The 15,525-nt window shown below is 31.6% G+C and carries 17 protein-coding genes; 5 read left to right on the forward strand and 12 right to left on the reverse strand.

The window, feature by feature from the left end; translation table 11 throughout:
* Positions 1-2: 2 nt before the first annotated feature.
* From G4L40_RS03265 to G4L40_RS03300, 8 genes are all read right to left on the reverse strand, one after another.
* Positions 3-611 (reverse strand): hypothetical protein, encoded by a 609-nt coding sequence (locus G4L40_RS03265; protein ID WP_166235733.1) that lies wholly within the window; start codon positions 609-611, stop codon positions 3-5.
* Positions 612-689: 78 nt separating this feature from the next.
* Entirely contained in the window at positions 690-1,319 is a 630-nt protein-coding gene (locus G4L40_RS03270; protein WP_166235734.1) for a hypothetical protein, read from the reverse strand.
* Between the two features lie 7 nt (positions 1,320-1,326).
* Positions 1,327-2,118 (reverse strand): (Fe-S)-binding protein, encoded by a 792-nt coding sequence (locus G4L40_RS03275; protein ID WP_166235735.1) that lies wholly within the window; start codon positions 2,116-2,118, stop codon positions 1,327-1,329.
* 72 nt (positions 2,119-2,190) lie between these two features.
* Complete coding sequence (locus G4L40_RS03280; protein ID WP_166235736.1) at positions 2,191-2,637, reverse strand: LNS2 domain-containing protein; 447 nt, start codon at positions 2,635-2,637, stop codon at positions 2,191-2,193.
* 21 nt (positions 2,638-2,658) lie between these two features.
* A complete protein-coding gene (locus tag G4L40_RS03285) occupies positions 2,659-3,984 on the reverse strand; it encodes a (Fe-S)-binding protein (protein ID WP_166235737.1) in 1,326 nt (441 codons plus the stop codon).
* A 12-nt stretch (positions 3,985-3,996) separates the two neighbouring features.
* Entirely contained in the window at positions 3,997-4,950 is a 954-nt protein-coding gene (locus tag G4L40_RS03290; protein WP_166235738.1) for an MlaD family protein, read from the reverse strand.
* Between the two features lie 36 nt (positions 4,951-4,986).
* Positions 4,987-6,099, reverse strand: coding sequence for an N-acetylmuramoyl-L-alanine amidase (locus tag G4L40_RS03295; RefSeq protein ID WP_166235739.1), 1,113 nt, complete (start codon positions 6,097-6,099; stop codon positions 4,987-4,989).
* 5 nt (positions 6,100-6,104) lie between these two features.
* On the reverse strand, positions 6,105-7,199 hold the full coding sequence (locus tag G4L40_RS03300; RefSeq protein WP_166235740.1) for an N-acetylmuramoyl-L-alanine amidase family protein: 1,095 nt from the start codon (positions 7,197-7,199) through the stop codon (positions 6,105-6,107).
* Positions 7,200-7,270: 71 nt separating this feature from the next.
* On the opposite strand from G4L40_RS03300, the gene G4L40_RS03305 reads away from it, so the two are divergent.
* The 5 genes from G4L40_RS03305 (at position 7,271) to G4L40_RS03325 (ending at position 11,940) form a co-directional block, all read left to right on the forward strand.
* Positions 7,271-9,955 carry a putative LPS assembly protein LptD gene (locus tag G4L40_RS03305; RefSeq protein ID WP_166235741.1) on the forward strand — a complete coding sequence of 895 codons (2,685 nt, stop codon included), beginning with the start codon at positions 7,271-7,273 and terminating at the stop codon, positions 9,953-9,955.
* 26 nt (positions 9,956-9,981) lie between these two features.
* The gene (locus G4L40_RS03310) at positions 9,982-10,362 is read left to right on the forward strand and encodes a RidA family protein (protein WP_166235742.1); all 381 of its coding nucleotides are present in this window, start codon (positions 9,982-9,984) and stop codon (positions 10,360-10,362) included.
* Between the two features lie 191 nt (positions 10,363-10,553).
* On the forward strand, positions 10,554-10,928 hold the full coding sequence (locus G4L40_RS03315; protein WP_166235743.1) for a hypothetical protein: 375 nt from the start codon (positions 10,554-10,556) through the stop codon (positions 10,926-10,928).
* A complete protein-coding gene (locus tag G4L40_RS03320; protein WP_166235744.1) occupies positions 10,928-11,374 on the forward strand; it encodes a hypothetical protein in 447 nt (148 codons plus the stop codon). Before G4L40_RS03315 ends, G4L40_RS03320 begins: the two co-directional genes overlap by 1 nt.
* Positions 11,375-11,574: 200 nt before the next feature.
* Complete coding sequence (locus tag G4L40_RS03325; RefSeq protein WP_166235745.1) at positions 11,575-11,940, forward strand: hypothetical protein; 366 nt, start codon at positions 11,575-11,577, stop codon at positions 11,938-11,940.
* A gap of 115 nt (positions 11,941-12,055) precedes the next feature.
* On the opposite strand, the gene G4L40_RS03330 is transcribed toward G4L40_RS03325, so the two are convergent.
* From G4L40_RS03330 to pfkA, 4 genes are all read right to left on the reverse strand, one after another.
* Positions 12,056-12,427, reverse strand: a complete 372-nt coding sequence (locus tag G4L40_RS03330; RefSeq protein ID WP_166235746.1) for a methylglyoxal synthase — start codon at positions 12,425-12,427, stop codon at positions 12,056-12,058.
* A gap of 67 nt (positions 12,428-12,494) precedes the next feature.
* Positions 12,495-13,346: a BadF/BadG/BcrA/BcrD ATPase family protein gene (locus G4L40_RS03335; RefSeq protein ID WP_166235747.1), complete on the reverse strand. Its 852-nt coding sequence runs from the start codon at positions 13,344-13,346 to the stop codon at positions 12,495-12,497.
* Positions 13,347-13,417: 71 nt separating this feature from the next.
* The gene (gap, locus tag G4L40_RS03340; RefSeq protein ID WP_166235748.1) at positions 13,418-14,425 is read right to left on the reverse strand and encodes a type I glyceraldehyde-3-phosphate dehydrogenase; all 1,008 of its coding nucleotides are present in this window, start codon (positions 14,423-14,425) and stop codon (positions 13,418-13,420) included.
* A gap of 47 nt (positions 14,426-14,472) precedes the next feature.
* Positions 14,473-15,459, reverse strand: coding sequence for a 6-phosphofructokinase (gene pfkA / locus G4L40_RS03345; protein WP_166235749.1), 987 nt, complete (start codon positions 15,457-15,459; stop codon positions 14,473-14,475).
* Between the last annotated feature and the right edge of the window lie 66 nt (positions 15,460-15,525).

Raw genomic sequence — 15,525 nt, forward strand, 5'->3', positions numbered from 1 at the left:
TGTTATTTTTTTATGATATCTGTAACTACTTTATAAGTAACAAATTTTGATAATTTAGCATCAAATAATTCTAATTCATAGTAATATACTTCTAAACTATCATTTGTTTTTAAAACTTTATCCGTTAATAAGAAAGCGTTTTCAAAGCTACTTAATAAAATAAATTGATTCATTTTTCCTGAAGTTTCTTTAACAGAAAAAGTCATGAATTGTTCTGATTTAATTTCAGTTAATTTTCCTGAAATCATTGCGTCTGGTTCGTCTTCCATTACAGCTTCTTCATCGCCAGAATCATCTCCTAACATAGCCATGAAAACATCTGGACATTTTGCTCCCATTTTCAAACCAATATCATATCCTAACTCTTCCATTTTTTTATCGTTGGTGATTATGTTTTTACCATAATATTTTTCAACGTCTTTTTCATATTTGTTGATTGCTTCTAGAATACACAATCCTAAAGTCATTTCCATATTGTCTTTAGTCACTTCTTGTTTACTTGCACATTCACAACCTACATCAGACATTTTGTCGATTAATTGTTCTTTTGTTAATTTTTGTGCAAAAATTGAACTAGAAGTAAGCAATAATAGTAATAGTAATTTTTTCATACGTTTAAGTTTTAGTTTTTTGTCTTGAATTATTTTAAATGTGTATTGCCAAGAGCAAAAACAATACCACTTATTTTTTTAGTTTTTTACAATATCAGTAGCGACTTTCTGCGTGATAAATTTGTTTAATTTAGGATCATACAATTCTGCTTCGTAATAAGAAACTTTAATCAAATCATTTGCTTTTAATACTTTATCTGTTATTAAGAAAACATTATCAAAGCTTTGTAATATCACAAAATGATTTATTTTTCCTGAACTTTCTTTTACAACAACATATAAATACCCATCAATTTTAGTCTCTGTAAAAGTTCCCGAAATATTCAAATCTTCTTCGTCTTCTGCACTTACATCAATACCATTATCTTCGGCAATCTCGTTCATTAATTCTTCATCATTTAGCAATTTTTCCATGATTTCTGGACAAATGTCCATCATTTCTCCTCCGATATCTTCTCCAACATTTTCAATTAATTCAGAATCAATTGATTTTTTATTATACACTTTAAAAACTTCTGCTTTATTTGCATTAATAGCTTCTAACATGCATAAACCTAAAGTTACTTTTAGTTTACTTGGTTCTATTTTGGCTTTATTTGTACAAGTACAAGTACTTTCGGTAAGTTTTTTTATTAACTCTTGTTTCTTAGTCGATTGACTAAAAACAATATTGGTAATTAAAAAAAATAAAACAATTAATTTTCTCATCTGTTGATTATAAGTCTTGTGCATTTGCAATTAATTCGGCAACGTCAAGCACTTTAACAGAAGCTTCTTTTTCTTTGTGTTTGATACCATCTGTTAGCATTGTATTACAGAATGGGCAACCCGCAGCAATAATTTCAGGCTGTGTTTCTAAAGCATCTTCAGTTCTTTCAATATTGATGTCTTTATTTCCTTTTTCTGGTTCTTTAAACATTTGTGCTCCACCAGCACCACAACACAATCCATTAGCACGAGAACGTTTCATTTCAACTAATTCAGCGTCTAATTTTTGTATTAATTCTCTAGGAGCTTCATACACATTATTGGCTCTTCCTAAATAACAAGGGTCGTGAAAAGTAATGCGTTTTCCTTTAAATTGCCCACCTTCAATTGTTAATTTACCTTCATTTAATAAGGATTTGATAAATTCAGTATGATGCAAAACTTCATACTTTCCTCCTAATTCAGGATATTCATTTTTTAAAGTATTGAAACAATGTGGACATGCAGTAACAATGCGTTTTACTTCATAAGCATTCATTACTTCAATATTAGTCATAGCTTGCATTTGAAACAAAAATTCGTTTCCTGCTCTTTTTGCTGGATCGCCAGTACAACTTTCTTCTGTGCCTAAAACCGCAAAAGAGACATTAGCTCTGTTCAATATTTTAACAAAAGCCTTTGTGATTTTTTTTGCTCTATCATCAAAACTTCCTGCGCATCCTACCCAAAACAAAACATCTGGTTGTTTCCCTTGTGCCATCATTTCGGCCATTGTAGGAACTATTAAATTTTCTGACATAATTATAGTTTATGAGTTTAAAAGTTTGTGAGATTAAAAGTTTTATCAACCTTATCCTTCAAATACTTATTTTTATTCGTGATGTTCGTCGTCAAATACTTGTATAGTAACTTCTTTATCTACTAAATCGGTAAATTTTCCTCTGTATCGAGTTGCTTTAACCAAGTGATTATCAATCCAGTGATAGTTCCCTCCTCTTGGTTTACCCATTAACATTCCGTGGTATTTGAATCCATGTAATTTTAACCAAGTTTCTGTAACTTCTCTATGCGCTTCTGTTCTTGACGTAAAAAAGAAAATAATATGTCCTTCATCATACCATTTATTCAAGGTAATTAAAGCATCTGGATAAACCGCTGCTGTTACCATTCGCTCTGGTTCTTCATTTGGAATATCGTCGCAGATAGTTCCGTCTATATCAATCAAATAGTTTTTAATTCCTTCTGGTAATATTGGACTCAATTGCTCACCATTTACAGATATAGCCTGTAATTTCCCTTCAATTTCTTCTTTTTTCATGTTATTATTAATTGTTGTGTGTTATTCTTCGTTTGCCCAATTCAATCTATCCATTTGGTTATATTGCCATGGTGCTCCATTGTTTTCAATATTTGTCATCACATTATTCAATTCAGTAGGAGCTGCACTTTGTTCCATTACTAAATAACGACGCATATCAATTATAATTGAAAGTGGACTAATATTAATTGGACACTCTTCAACGCAAGCATTACAAGAGGTACAAGCCCATAGTTCTTCTGTTGTGATATAATCATTTAATAAAGATTTTCCATCATCTACAAAGACACCTTTATTTAAATCGATATTTTTACCAACTTCTTCAAGCCTATCTCTTGTGTCCATCATTATCTTTCTTGGCGATAATTTTTTACCTGTTTGATTCGCTGGACACGATGAAGTACATCTTCCACATTCGGTACAACTGTAGGCATTTAATAATTGAACCCAATTTAAGTCATGCACATCAGAAGCACCAAACTTTGCTGGAACTGCATCAGGATTTGCTGGTGCTGCAAACGGATCAGCATTTGGATCCATCATTAATTTTACTTCATTAGTTACACTTTCTAAGTTATCTAATTTACCTTTTGCATTCAAATCTGCATAAAAAGTGTTTGGAAATGCTAGTAGAATATGTAAATGTTTTGAAAAGTATAAATAATTTAAAAAGATTAAAATTCCAATGATGTGTAACCACCATGCCATTCTTTCAATAACAACAATCAAACCTTCGCTCATTCCATTAAAAACTGGTGCAATGAATTGAGAAACTGGAAAACTACCCGCTTGACTATAATGACCAACTCCTAAATTTTGCAAATGTAAATCAGCGGCATTCATTAGTAAGAATAATGACATCAATACCATTTCAAAATATAAAATATAATTGGCATCGTTTCTAGGTTTTCCATTCAAATCTGAACTTGCAAAACGTCCTAATTTTGTAATATTTCTTCTTATCCAGAAAACTACTACTGCCACTAAAACCAATAAAGCTAATATTTCAAAAGAACCAATTAATACATCATATAAGATGCCCATGAACGACAAAACGCGATGTGTTCCAAAAAGCCCATCGATTATAATTTCTATTACTTCAATATTAATGATAACAAATCCTACATACACAATAATGTGCAAAAAACCGGCAATTGGTCGTTTAACCATTTTGGATTGTCCTAAAGCTACCATCGTCATGTTTTTCCATCGTTCTGACGAATTATCAGTACGATTTACATCACGTCCTAACTTAATATTTCGGATTAATTTTTTAACATTAAGTGTAAAATAACCTACACCTATAGCCAAAAGCAATGCAAAGAAAATATTATCTAAAAAATTCATATTGAAGAGTTTTTACTTTTTAATTGTATCGTTGACTGGAGCAACGTAAGGTTTATTTTTCTTACCAAACAAAGAAACGTTTACATATCTTGTAGGATTTAAACGCAAATCTTGCAATAATAATTCTAGCTCTTTTGACGTTTTGGCAAAATTATTATACATCGTTTCGTCTTTCATTAATTTACCCATTGTTCCTTTTCCTTGCTCCATATCTGTCATTAACTTATCGACATTAGCTAAGGTTTTTTCTAAATTCTTAACGGTTTGCCCTAAGTTAGCACTTGCCAAAGAATCTGACATTTTAGAAAAATTTGCAGCTGTTTTATCAAAATTGCTTACTGTTGAATTTAATTTTGATTTGTTATCAGCAATTAAACCATTAATATTTTTTGAAGCTATGCTAAATTCTGACAATGTTTTGTTTAATTCAGCAATGCTATTTTTAAGATTTTGCTTGGTTTGAGTATCTAAAACATCATTAACATTGGTAAATAACACATCTGCATTTTCAAGTAATTTTTGAATTTTTACTTGAAGCGGTTCTAATTGTTGCGCTAAAGCATCTGTTAATCCTAATTTACTTGATGCCTGAAGGTAATCTCCTGACACAGCCAAGTTTGAATCTTTATCATTTGGAATAATAACAATTACTTTTCCTCCTAATGGAGAAGAACCTTGAAGTTCAGCTATACTTGTTTTTGAAATTGGATAATCGGAAGTGATTGACATTTCAACTAATACTTTTTTACTATCTAAAAAAGAATATGAATTTACTCTTCCTACAGGAACACCTTTTATTGTTATTGTTGATGAAGGTGCTAATCCTTCAACAGACTCAAAAATAACATATAACTTATTGTTATTATCAAAAAGATTCTTTCCTTTTAAAAAGTTATATCCCCATATAAACAAGACAATGGATACAATTACAAGGACAGCGGTTTTAATTTCTTTAGTTAGTTTCAAAGCGAAATAATTTTTTAACAAAAATAAACTTTTATTTTATTTTATTGCATCAGCAAGGTTTATTTTTATTCCATCTTTATAAGCAACAATATAAGCCGATGAGTAGCCTTTTTTCTTAGCTTCATCTAATCTTTTTTTAGCCTCTTCATATTGTGTTTCCATACCATAAAAATACTTGAACAATTTACCTGAAGTTTCAACTGAAATAGGTTTTAATCCTTTAAAATTTTGCGGAACCGTTTTTAATTTTTTTGAACTTGCAGCAATTTGAACTTTATACACAATTCCTTTATTAGATTGCTTTTCAACAGGTTTTGATTGTTCTTTCTCTACTGGTTTTTCCTCAGAAGTTGTTTTAACTGGCTCTTTCTCTTTAACCTCAGGTTCTTTTGAAGGGTTAAAAAACTCTTTTTTGTATTCTAAAATTGCTCCTGAAATTGCTTCAGCTAATTTGTCTTGACCAGATTCTGAATTTAAAAAAGCGCCTTCTTCTTTATTGGAAACAAATCCCATTTCAATTAAAACGCGCGGCATGGTAATTTGTCTTAACACCAGAAATCCTGCCTGCTTAACTCCTCTATTTTTGTTACTGGTTTTTTTAGTAAAAAATTGCTGTACATTTCCAGCCAATTCAATGCTTTGGTCTAAATATTCTTCTTGTAAAATAGAAATTCCAATTACTGATTCCGGAGATTTTGGGTCAAAACCATCATATTTTACTTTATAATCAGATTCCAGAGTAACTACTTCATTTTCAGCTTTTGCCACTTCTAAATTGGAGGCATTTCTTGTAATTCCCATTACATAAGTTTCATTTCCAGATGCGGCTTCGCTTTTATTTGCATTACAATGCATGGAAACAAAAATACTTCCTTTTGATTTATTGGCAATTTTTGCTCTTTGTTGCAATTCTATAAAAACATCTGTCTGCCTAGTGTAAACCACTTCAATTTGCGGATCCTTTTCTAAAATAGCCCCTACTTTTAAAACGGTTTTTAGTGCAATATTTTTTTCAATATTTCCATGATAAACAGCACCATAATCTTTTCCACCATGGCCTGCATCTAAAACTACTTTAAATTTTGTGGTTTGACCAAAACCAAACGCAACAGTAAGAACTACAAGAAATGTGGCTATTTTATGTATCATATTTGTTATTTATTCTCAAAAGTTACAATATAAGCCGATTTATAACCTTTCTTTTTTGCTTCTTCTAACAATTTTTTGCATGCTTCATAATCGGTTTCATCTCCATAAAAATATTTGTACAACTTATTCTCGTGAGTGTATGAAATATTTTTTAATCCTTTAAAATTTGCTGGTTTTGTATCTATTAGTTTGGTTCCTGCTTCAAGTTGCACTTTATAATGAGTTGTTTTATCACTATTAACCACAACATTATTCTCTGTTGGAATAGTATTCTCTGGAGCTACAATTAGTTCATCCTGAACATCAAGAGGTAATGCTACTTCTGAAGGGCTGAAAAAAGTATTTTTATAGGCTATAATTGAATTTGCAATAGACTGTGCCAATTCTGCTTTACCTTCTTCTGAACTTAAATATTTTGCTTCTTCAGGATTAGAAACAAACCCTAATTCAATCAAAACGCCTGGCATTACAGTTGCATCTAAAACCCATAGTGGTTGTTGGTGTACACCTTTGTCTTTTCGGTTTAACTTTGTTTTAAAACCATCTTGAATTAAACTTGCTAATTCAATACTTTGAAGCAATGATTCTTCTTGCATAATTTTTAATCCTATTAATGTTTCAGGATTGTTTGGATCAAAGCCTTTATATTTTGTTTTATAATCTGCTTCTTGAAAAATTACAGCATTTTCTGTTTTTGCTATTTCTAAATTAGTTCCTGTTCTCGACATTCCCATTACTAAAGTCATTGAACCATATGGCACAGCAGTTGTCGTTGAATTACAATGTACAGAAACAAATAAATTCGCTTTCGCACGATTAGCAATATTTGCACGCTCTCTTAATTCGATAAAAACATCTGTTTTTCGGGTGTAAACAAGAGCAACATCATTATAAGCTTCTAATAATTTACCTACTCTTAGCACTACATCTAATGCAATTTCTTTTTCTTTAAGACCGTTTTTCATGGCTCCTGGATCTTTTCCACCATGACCAGCGTCTAAAACTACTTTAAATTGATTAGAACTTTGTCCAAAATTTGGAATAAAAGCAAATAATAAAACTGCTAATAGGATATATTTGATAGTGTTTTTATAGATCATAAAACAAATGAAAAGTATTATAAGTTATAATTTTATTAAAACATTATTTTTGCAAAAAAATATATGTAAGTTTGACACTTCAAAAAGTAAGCCAAATTTTTACAAAAATACTATTAAAAGCATTGCGTACAAAGTTATTTTATATCGTTTTTTCAGTAATTTTTCTAACAATAGGAACTACACATGTATTTTCTCAAGAAATTAAGATTACCGATACCATCAAAATAGAGTCTTTATCCCTAATAAAACCTAAAGATTCTACTGCAATTGACTCCACAAAAAAGAAGAAACCTTTTTTGGATGGTGTTGTAAATATGAAGGCAAAAGATTATGAAAAATTAGACCAAAAAAAGAAACAAATTACACTTTACAACGAAGCCGAAATCTACTATACCGATTTTGAATTAAAGGCAGGAAAAATTGTAATGGACTATGAAAAAAATTTGGTTTACGCAGGAAGACTGAAAGATTCTACCGGAAAATACATCCAAAGACCTGTTTTTACTCAAGGAAGTAATGTAGTTGAACCCGATTCGATTGTTTTTCATACCAAAACAAAAAAAGCATTAGTTTGGAACTCTAGAACAAAACAAGGTGAACTAAATATTAAAGCAGAAATTTCAAAACGAGAAAACGATTCTGTGTATTTTATGAAAAATGCACGGTTGACTACTTCCAAAAATATTGAAGACCCAGAATATTACTTTTTAGTGCGAAAAGTCAAATTTGTTCCTAAAAAGAAAGTTGTTGCCGGATTAACAAACATGGTTATTGCTGATGTACCTACTCCAATTGGACTTCCGTTTGCTTATTTTCCGATGACGGAAGAAAGTACTTCTGGTTTTATATTGCCCACACCTGGACAAAACAACAGGCAAGGATATTTTCTTCAAAATGGAGGATATTATTTTGCTTTAAGCGATTATTATGATTTAGCCGTTTTAGGAGATTATTATACGAATGGTAGTTATGGTTTACGCGCTGAAAGCAGTTATGCCAAACGTTATAAATTTAGTGGTAGATTCAATTTTAGATTTGAAAACAACATTCAAAGTGAAAAGGGTTTTCCTGATTATGTAAAATCGAAACAATATAATATTCAATGGTCGCATAGTCAAGATGCAAAAGCGGCGGCTAATTCACGATTTTCAGCATCGGTGAATTTAGGAAGTAGCCAATATTACAGACAATCTATCAATATGAACAATGTTGGATCGAGCTTGAACAACAACTTGAGTTCTTCTATTTCATTTTCTAAAACATTCCAAACAGTACCACAAGTGAATATGTCGTTATCTGCCACACATTCACAAAACACCAACACAGAACAAATTGATATGACACTTCCTACATTACAAGCAAGTGTTGATCGTATCTATCCTTTTGCTCCAAAAGATGGTATTAAAAAAGGATTTTTCAAAAACATCAATTTACAATATAACGTAAGAGGAGAAAACCGAATCAAAACAGCTGATTCATTATTCTTTAAACCGCAGATGTTTAGAGATGCTAAAACAGGTTTTCAGCATAGTATTCCAATCAATACCAATTTTAAAGTATTCAAATATTTTAGTGTTTCTATGGGTGCTGCTTACAACGAAGTATGGGCATTCAACACAATTCAAAAATACTTTAGCACCATCGAAAACAAAGTGGTTACTGAAGATCAAAAAGGATTTGAAACCTTTAGAACCTATAATTTTTCAGCAGGAATTGGAACCACTATTTATGGAACTTTCAATTTTGGTGAAGACAAAAAAATTCAAGCGATACGTCACGTAATGCGTCCAAATGTTTCTTATGGTTATACTCCAAGTTTTGAAAAATATTATGACACTTATGCTATCGATGCTACTGGATTAACAACTGCCGAATACACTAAATTTGATGGTGGATTATTTGGCGCTCCAGGGAAAAGCTATTCAAACAGTTTAGGATTTTCGTTAAGTAATACTTTTGAAGCCAAAATGCAGGATAAGGAAAGTAAAAAAGGAGAAACTAAAAAAGTGATGCTTTTAAACAACTTAAACTTTTCAACGAGTTATAATTTAGCAGCCGATTCATTAGCTTGGTCACCAATGCGCGTGAGTGGAGGAACTCAACTGTTTAAACAAAAAATGAATGTGAATTTTGGCGCTACTTTAGATCCTTATGCTATTGATAATTCGGGAAGACGAATTGAAAAATTCAATATTGATAACGGCGGTAGTTTGTTTCGTATGACAAGTGCTAATATGACATTAAACTATTCGTTTTCTAGTACGGATGGTGAGAAAAAAACCAATAAGCAAAACCAACAAAATGGTGGAACTGGCGATGATTTATTTGGAACCAGTACCGATTTAAGTGATTCACGTCAAAGTTTATTTGATAAAGATAACGAAGGTAAAAAAGAAGAAAGTTCGAATGAATGGTACAATACTAAATTGCCTTGGGATTTGCGATTGGCTTATTCAGTTACCTATAACAATAGTAATCGTCAAGATGAGATTTCTTCAAACTCATTGATGGCCTCAGGAAATGTAGAATTAGCACCACGTTGGAAAGTGGGCTTCTCTTCTGGATATGACTTTAAACAAAAAGGCGTTACTTTTACTCAACTTCGTTTTGAACGTGATTTAGAAAGTTGGCGCATGAGTTTCAATTGGGTTCCATTTGGCACTAATACTTATTGGGGCTTCTTTATAGGAATTACCTCATCGGTATTGAGTGACATTAAATATGATAAACGCCAATTACCTGATAGAGTATTTTAATTAGATTTTTTAAAATTGAATTAGCTATGAAAAAAATAATTTATACAGACAAAGCTCCTGCACCTATTGGGCCATACAACCAAGCTGTTTTGGTGGGAAATACATTATACACATCAGGGCAAATTGCCTTAGACCCAGTTACAATGGAGTTGGTTTTAGACGATATTGAAACCGAAACCAAGCAAGTAATGGAAAACATGAAAGCCGTTTTAGCAGCAGCCGATATGACCTTTGAAAACGTAATCAAAACCTCTATTTTTATTATGAATATGGGTGATTTTGCACGTATCAATACTATATATGGCTGTTATTTTGATGAAACCACAGCACCCGCAAGAGAAACTGTCCAAGTGGCTTGTTTGCCCAAAAATGTAAACATAGAAATTTCAATGATAGCGGTAAAATAAATTTACAACGCTTTATATTATGAAATCCTCACAATTTTTTGTGGGGATTTTTTATAACGTAATTCTTTAAGCTGTAACTATTTTTTCTTATTTTTGGTAAAAGCTACTTTATGGCGTCAAGCTACCCAATTTTGGGTGTATAAGCTAATGTTTGTAGCCCATATATATAAGTTGTGCGTAATTTTAAAAAAATGATAGACGAAATATATTCTCATTGTATACAAAATGATAGATATGGATTTACAATTCCATATTTATATAAGATTGAAAAAGACAATAATCGTGAAAAATCTATCGAAGAAATTTTAGAATATTTATCAAAATCTGAAGCGTTTTACATTATATCAAAATGTAATGATCTCGATGAATATATCATTGGATTACACAAAAAAGAATATGCCCCAATATCTTATTATGCTCACTTTAATAATTTACTTTATGATCAGGAGGTCTTAGGTTTTTTTGAGTCTTTTCAAGAGTTATCTTCTTTCTTAACTAAAGAATATCAAAAATACATAGACAAAGGGCAATATTCAAAAAACATAGAAACTTTAAATTGGGAATAATGGATATCAAATTTTGGACAGCAATATATGCAGCAATAATTTCTACTATAGTTTTTATTTGGCGACTTTATGAATTTTATTATGATAGAAGAGGAAAATTTACTGTTGAATTAAGAAATATTCATAGAACACCTGTAATTAACTTTAAGGTTGGAGATAGTGTTAGCTATCTTGTAATAAAAATCACTAATGTTGGTAAAAATAAAAGATTTATTGAAGAGCCTAGTTTTGAAAGTAATTCAAAACAGAAGAAACATTTCAACTTATTAAAATTAGACAAAAAAGAAAACTACCCCATAGCTTTAGAACCTGGCGAAATTCATGAATATTCAGTTGAATTTGAGACCTTAAAAAATGAATTATCTGAATTTGATATTACAAAAATTAAAGCTCTTGTCTTTGACACTCAAAAAAATACTTACAAATCAAATTGGTTTAATCTATAGAAAAACTACGCACAACAGCGGTTTTGTGCAAGCGTGGTTTTGGGGATTTATCGGTAATGGTAAGTGTTTGCACTTCTCTCCTATTTTTCAATATTTTCTTTCAAACTTTTCGGTATATTTGTAAACGTCAGTAATAAAAATCCCCGCCTGACACAAAGCCGGCGGGACGTTAGCGGTAAGACTTGGGAACATTACGTTAAATGGAAACAATAAAAAAATTTTCAATCAACAAAGATTTCAATTCACTAAACTTTCTCGAAAATTTAGCGAAAAAATTTGATTTGTATCTTATTGGAGATTTTGAGGTTGAGCCTTTCACAAAATGGTCAATGGAATTTGCTTCAGAATATTGGTATCTAAATTATCACTTATTAAAAAAAGGAGAAGTAAGACTTGGAAATCAAGATTCTGAATTAAAATTTTTATTTCAAGAATCCAATTTGAATATTATTTGGCTAACCGTTACAGACAAGAAAAATTTTGAATTAAAATGCGTCGATGGAAGTTGGGAAGTGAAAGTTTTAAATCCAAATTTTGATAGATTGCAAGAATTATTAAATATTTAAAGACTTACCACAATAGTTTACTTCAATGCCTACTTCCGTATTTCCCAACGGAAAATCCTCTACTGAATGTAATTCTTTGATGTCGGTTCAACACCAGAGAAAGAAAGCTGTAAAACTACACCTCATCCAAGCCTAATAACAATAACTGTGCAGTAGCTTCGTTGGTGGCTAGAGGCACGTTGTGTACGTCACAAATTCTGATTAGCATATTGATATCCGCTTCGTGTGGATGGCTTGAGTTGGGGTCTTTAAAAAACAATACCATTTTCGTTTTTCCAACCGCTACTCTGGCCGCAATTTGCGCATCACCGCCTAAAGGTCCCGACAACATTTTTTTTACTTTGAATCCAGCTGCTTCTGCTCTTCCACCTGTAGTTCCTGTGGCAATAATTTTAATGTTTTCTTTTAAAAGCAAGGCTTTGTTTTTGTTTAAAAACTGTACCATATCTGCTTTTTTTCCGTCGTGGGCAATGATTGCTATTTCCATTTTTATTTTATAGATATTACAAAGTTCGCAAAAAAAACCTGAAAATTTCTTTTCAGGTTTTTTAATTTTATTTATTCAAAATATGATAGGCAATTAAGCCGTCTATTGGTCTTCTCAAAACATTACCTATTGTAATACCTCTTTTTGCTAATACTGCTGTTAATTCTTCTTTTAGATAAAAAGCAATAGAACCTACAAAATGCACTGGAATGTCTTTGCAATTATCAAATTGTTCAACATAATTTTCAACAAAATCTTCCATTTCTAACTGAATATACTTCTTGCAGAAATCATTGTCTTTGTGTTTAATTAAAAACTTAGCAAACGTAGCTAAATAAGCATTTGGATTAGGTTCTTTGTATAAATTATGCTTGATATAATCGGCATCTACATTGTACTCTTCTTCAAATTCTTGTGCTAATTCTTTTGGCATTTTATTAAAATAATACCCTCTTAACAAATGGCGTCCAAAACGATTTCCTGAGCAATCATCCATGGCAATATAGCCTAGTGATTGTACTTTTTGATGCAAAATTTTCCCATCAAAATAGCTACAATTTGAACCCGTTCCTAAAATACATACAATTGCTTCTTCGTCTTTTGGAGTGGTTGCATAAACAGCAGCATAGGTATCTTCATGAACTACTACTGTTGCATTTTTAAAATAGTTTTCAAAAACTTCGGTAAGGAAATTTTTCATTCTATCGGTTCCACAACCTGCGCCATAAAAAAACAAATGTGTCGCTTTATCTTTGTTATGTGAAATATCAAACTTATCGTCTAAACGATTAATGATTTCTTCTTTATCTAAAACTTCTGGATTTAATCCTAAAGTTTGTGTAGTGAATAATACTTTTCCGTTATCATCAATAGCAATCCAATCGGCTTTAGTAGATCCACTGTCAACTAGTAATTTCATTTGGTTGGTGTTAGTTAATTTAGGAACAAAAAATCCCGTGCACAAATGTAACGGGATTTTTTAAAGAACTATTATTTTAAACCAGCTACATGAACTGATAAGTCAATTAATTTGCTTGAATAACCATATTCGTTATCATACCAAGATACAATTTTGAAGAAAGTTGAATTTAATCCAATTCCTGCTTTTGCATCAACAATTGAAGTTCTTGAATCTCCTACAAAATCTTGTGATACTACATCATCTTCAGTAAATCCTAAAACACCTTTCATTTCGTTTTCAGAAGCTTTTCTCAAAACAGCCATAATATCCTCGTATGAAGTTTCTTTGGCTAATTTTACAGTTAAGTCAACCACAGATACATCTACTGTTGGAACACGAAACGACATTCCTGTAAGTTTTCCATTTAATGCTGGAATTACTTTTCCAACGGCTTTAGCGGCACCTGTAGAAGATGGGATAATATTTACACTTGCAGCACGTCCGCCTCTCCAATCTTTTCTTGAAGGTCCGTCTGCAGTTAACTGAGTTGCAGTTGTAGCGTGAACTGTCGTCATTAATCCTTCAACAATTCCGAAATTGTCATTGATAACTTTTGCTAATGGAGCTAAGCAGTTTGTAGTACAAGAAGCATTTGAAACAATAACATCAGTAGCTTTTACTTCTGTATGATTTACACCCATAACAAACATTGGTGCATCTGCCGACGGAGCAGAAATAACAACTTTTTTAGCTCCACCATCAATATGCGCTTGAGCTGTTTCTAAAGTTGTGAAAATTCCTGTACATTCTGCAACTACATCAACATCAACTGATGCGTCATCCCATTTAATTTGTTTTGGATCTTTTTCAGCTGTAACTCTGATGAACTTATCATTTACATAAAGTTGCCCGTCTTTAACTTCTACTTTTCCATTAAAACGACCATGAACTGAATCGTATTTCAATAAATAAGCTAAATGTTCAACGTCTAATAAATCATTAATTGCAACAACTTCTACATTATCTCTATTAAAAGATTCTCTGAATACTATTCTTCCAATTCTTCCAAAACCGTTAATTCCTAATTTTACTTTCATTTTATTTGGCTTTACGCTTTAAGCGATATATTAATATTAATTTATTTTTATGTTGTCATGATATCAGAAACACGCAATAATTCTTTATCGATTTCTGAATGACCTTTAATTGCTTGTTCCAATGGTGTTAGTGCAACTTTGTCGTTTAACATTCCTACCATATAATTTGATTTTCCTTCCAAGATAGATTCTACTGCTTTTACACCTAATCTACTTGCTAAAACCCTATCGTAGCAAGATGGAGAACCACCACGTTGCATATGACCTAAAACCGATACACGAATATCATATTCTGGAAAATTTTCTTCGATATAGTCTTTTAATTCGAATACGTTTTTTCCGATTTTATCACCTTCTGCAATAACAACAATGCTTGATGATTTACCAGAAGCTTTACTTTTGCGTAACGAATCTAAAAGTCTTTCTAAACCTAAATCTTCTTCAGGAATTAAAATTTCTTCAGCTCCAGCGCCAATTCCAGCGTTTAAAGCAATATGTCCTGCATCTCTACCCATAACTTCAACAAGGAAAAGACGGTTGTGAGAACTGGCAGTGTCACGAATTTTATCAATACAATCTACAACAGTATTCAAAGCAGTGTCATAACCTAAAGTATGACTCGTTCCATAAATATCATTATCAATTGTACCTGGGATTCCCATTACAGGAAAACCATATTCGTTATTAAAAACTTCCGCTCCTGTGAAACTTCCATCTCCACCTATCACTACAAGTGCATCAACTCCCGCAGCAACTAAATTATCATATGCTTTTTTACGTCCTTCAACTGTCATAAACTCTTTTGAACGCGCTGATTTTAAAATAGTTCCTCCTTTATTAATGATATTATTAACCGAGCGTGGTCCCATTTCTTTAAAATCTCCTTCAATCATTCCTTGATATCCTCTGTAAATACCCAAACATTCAATGTTGTGATATGCACAAGTACGAACAACAGAACGAATAGCAGCGTTCATTCCTGGTGAATCGCCACCCGATGTTAAAACACCTATTTTTCTAATCTTTGAAGTCATTATTTTGTTTGTTTATGTAAAGTTAAGAAACGAAAATGTAAAAAAACACGAATTTTGCTAACTATT

Origin of the sequence: Flavobacterium celericrescens (genome assembly GCF_011392075.1) — a bacterium.
In the GTDB taxonomy this organism is placed as follows: domain Bacteria; phylum Bacteroidota; class Bacteroidia; order Flavobacteriales; family Flavobacteriaceae; genus Flavobacterium; species Flavobacterium celericrescens.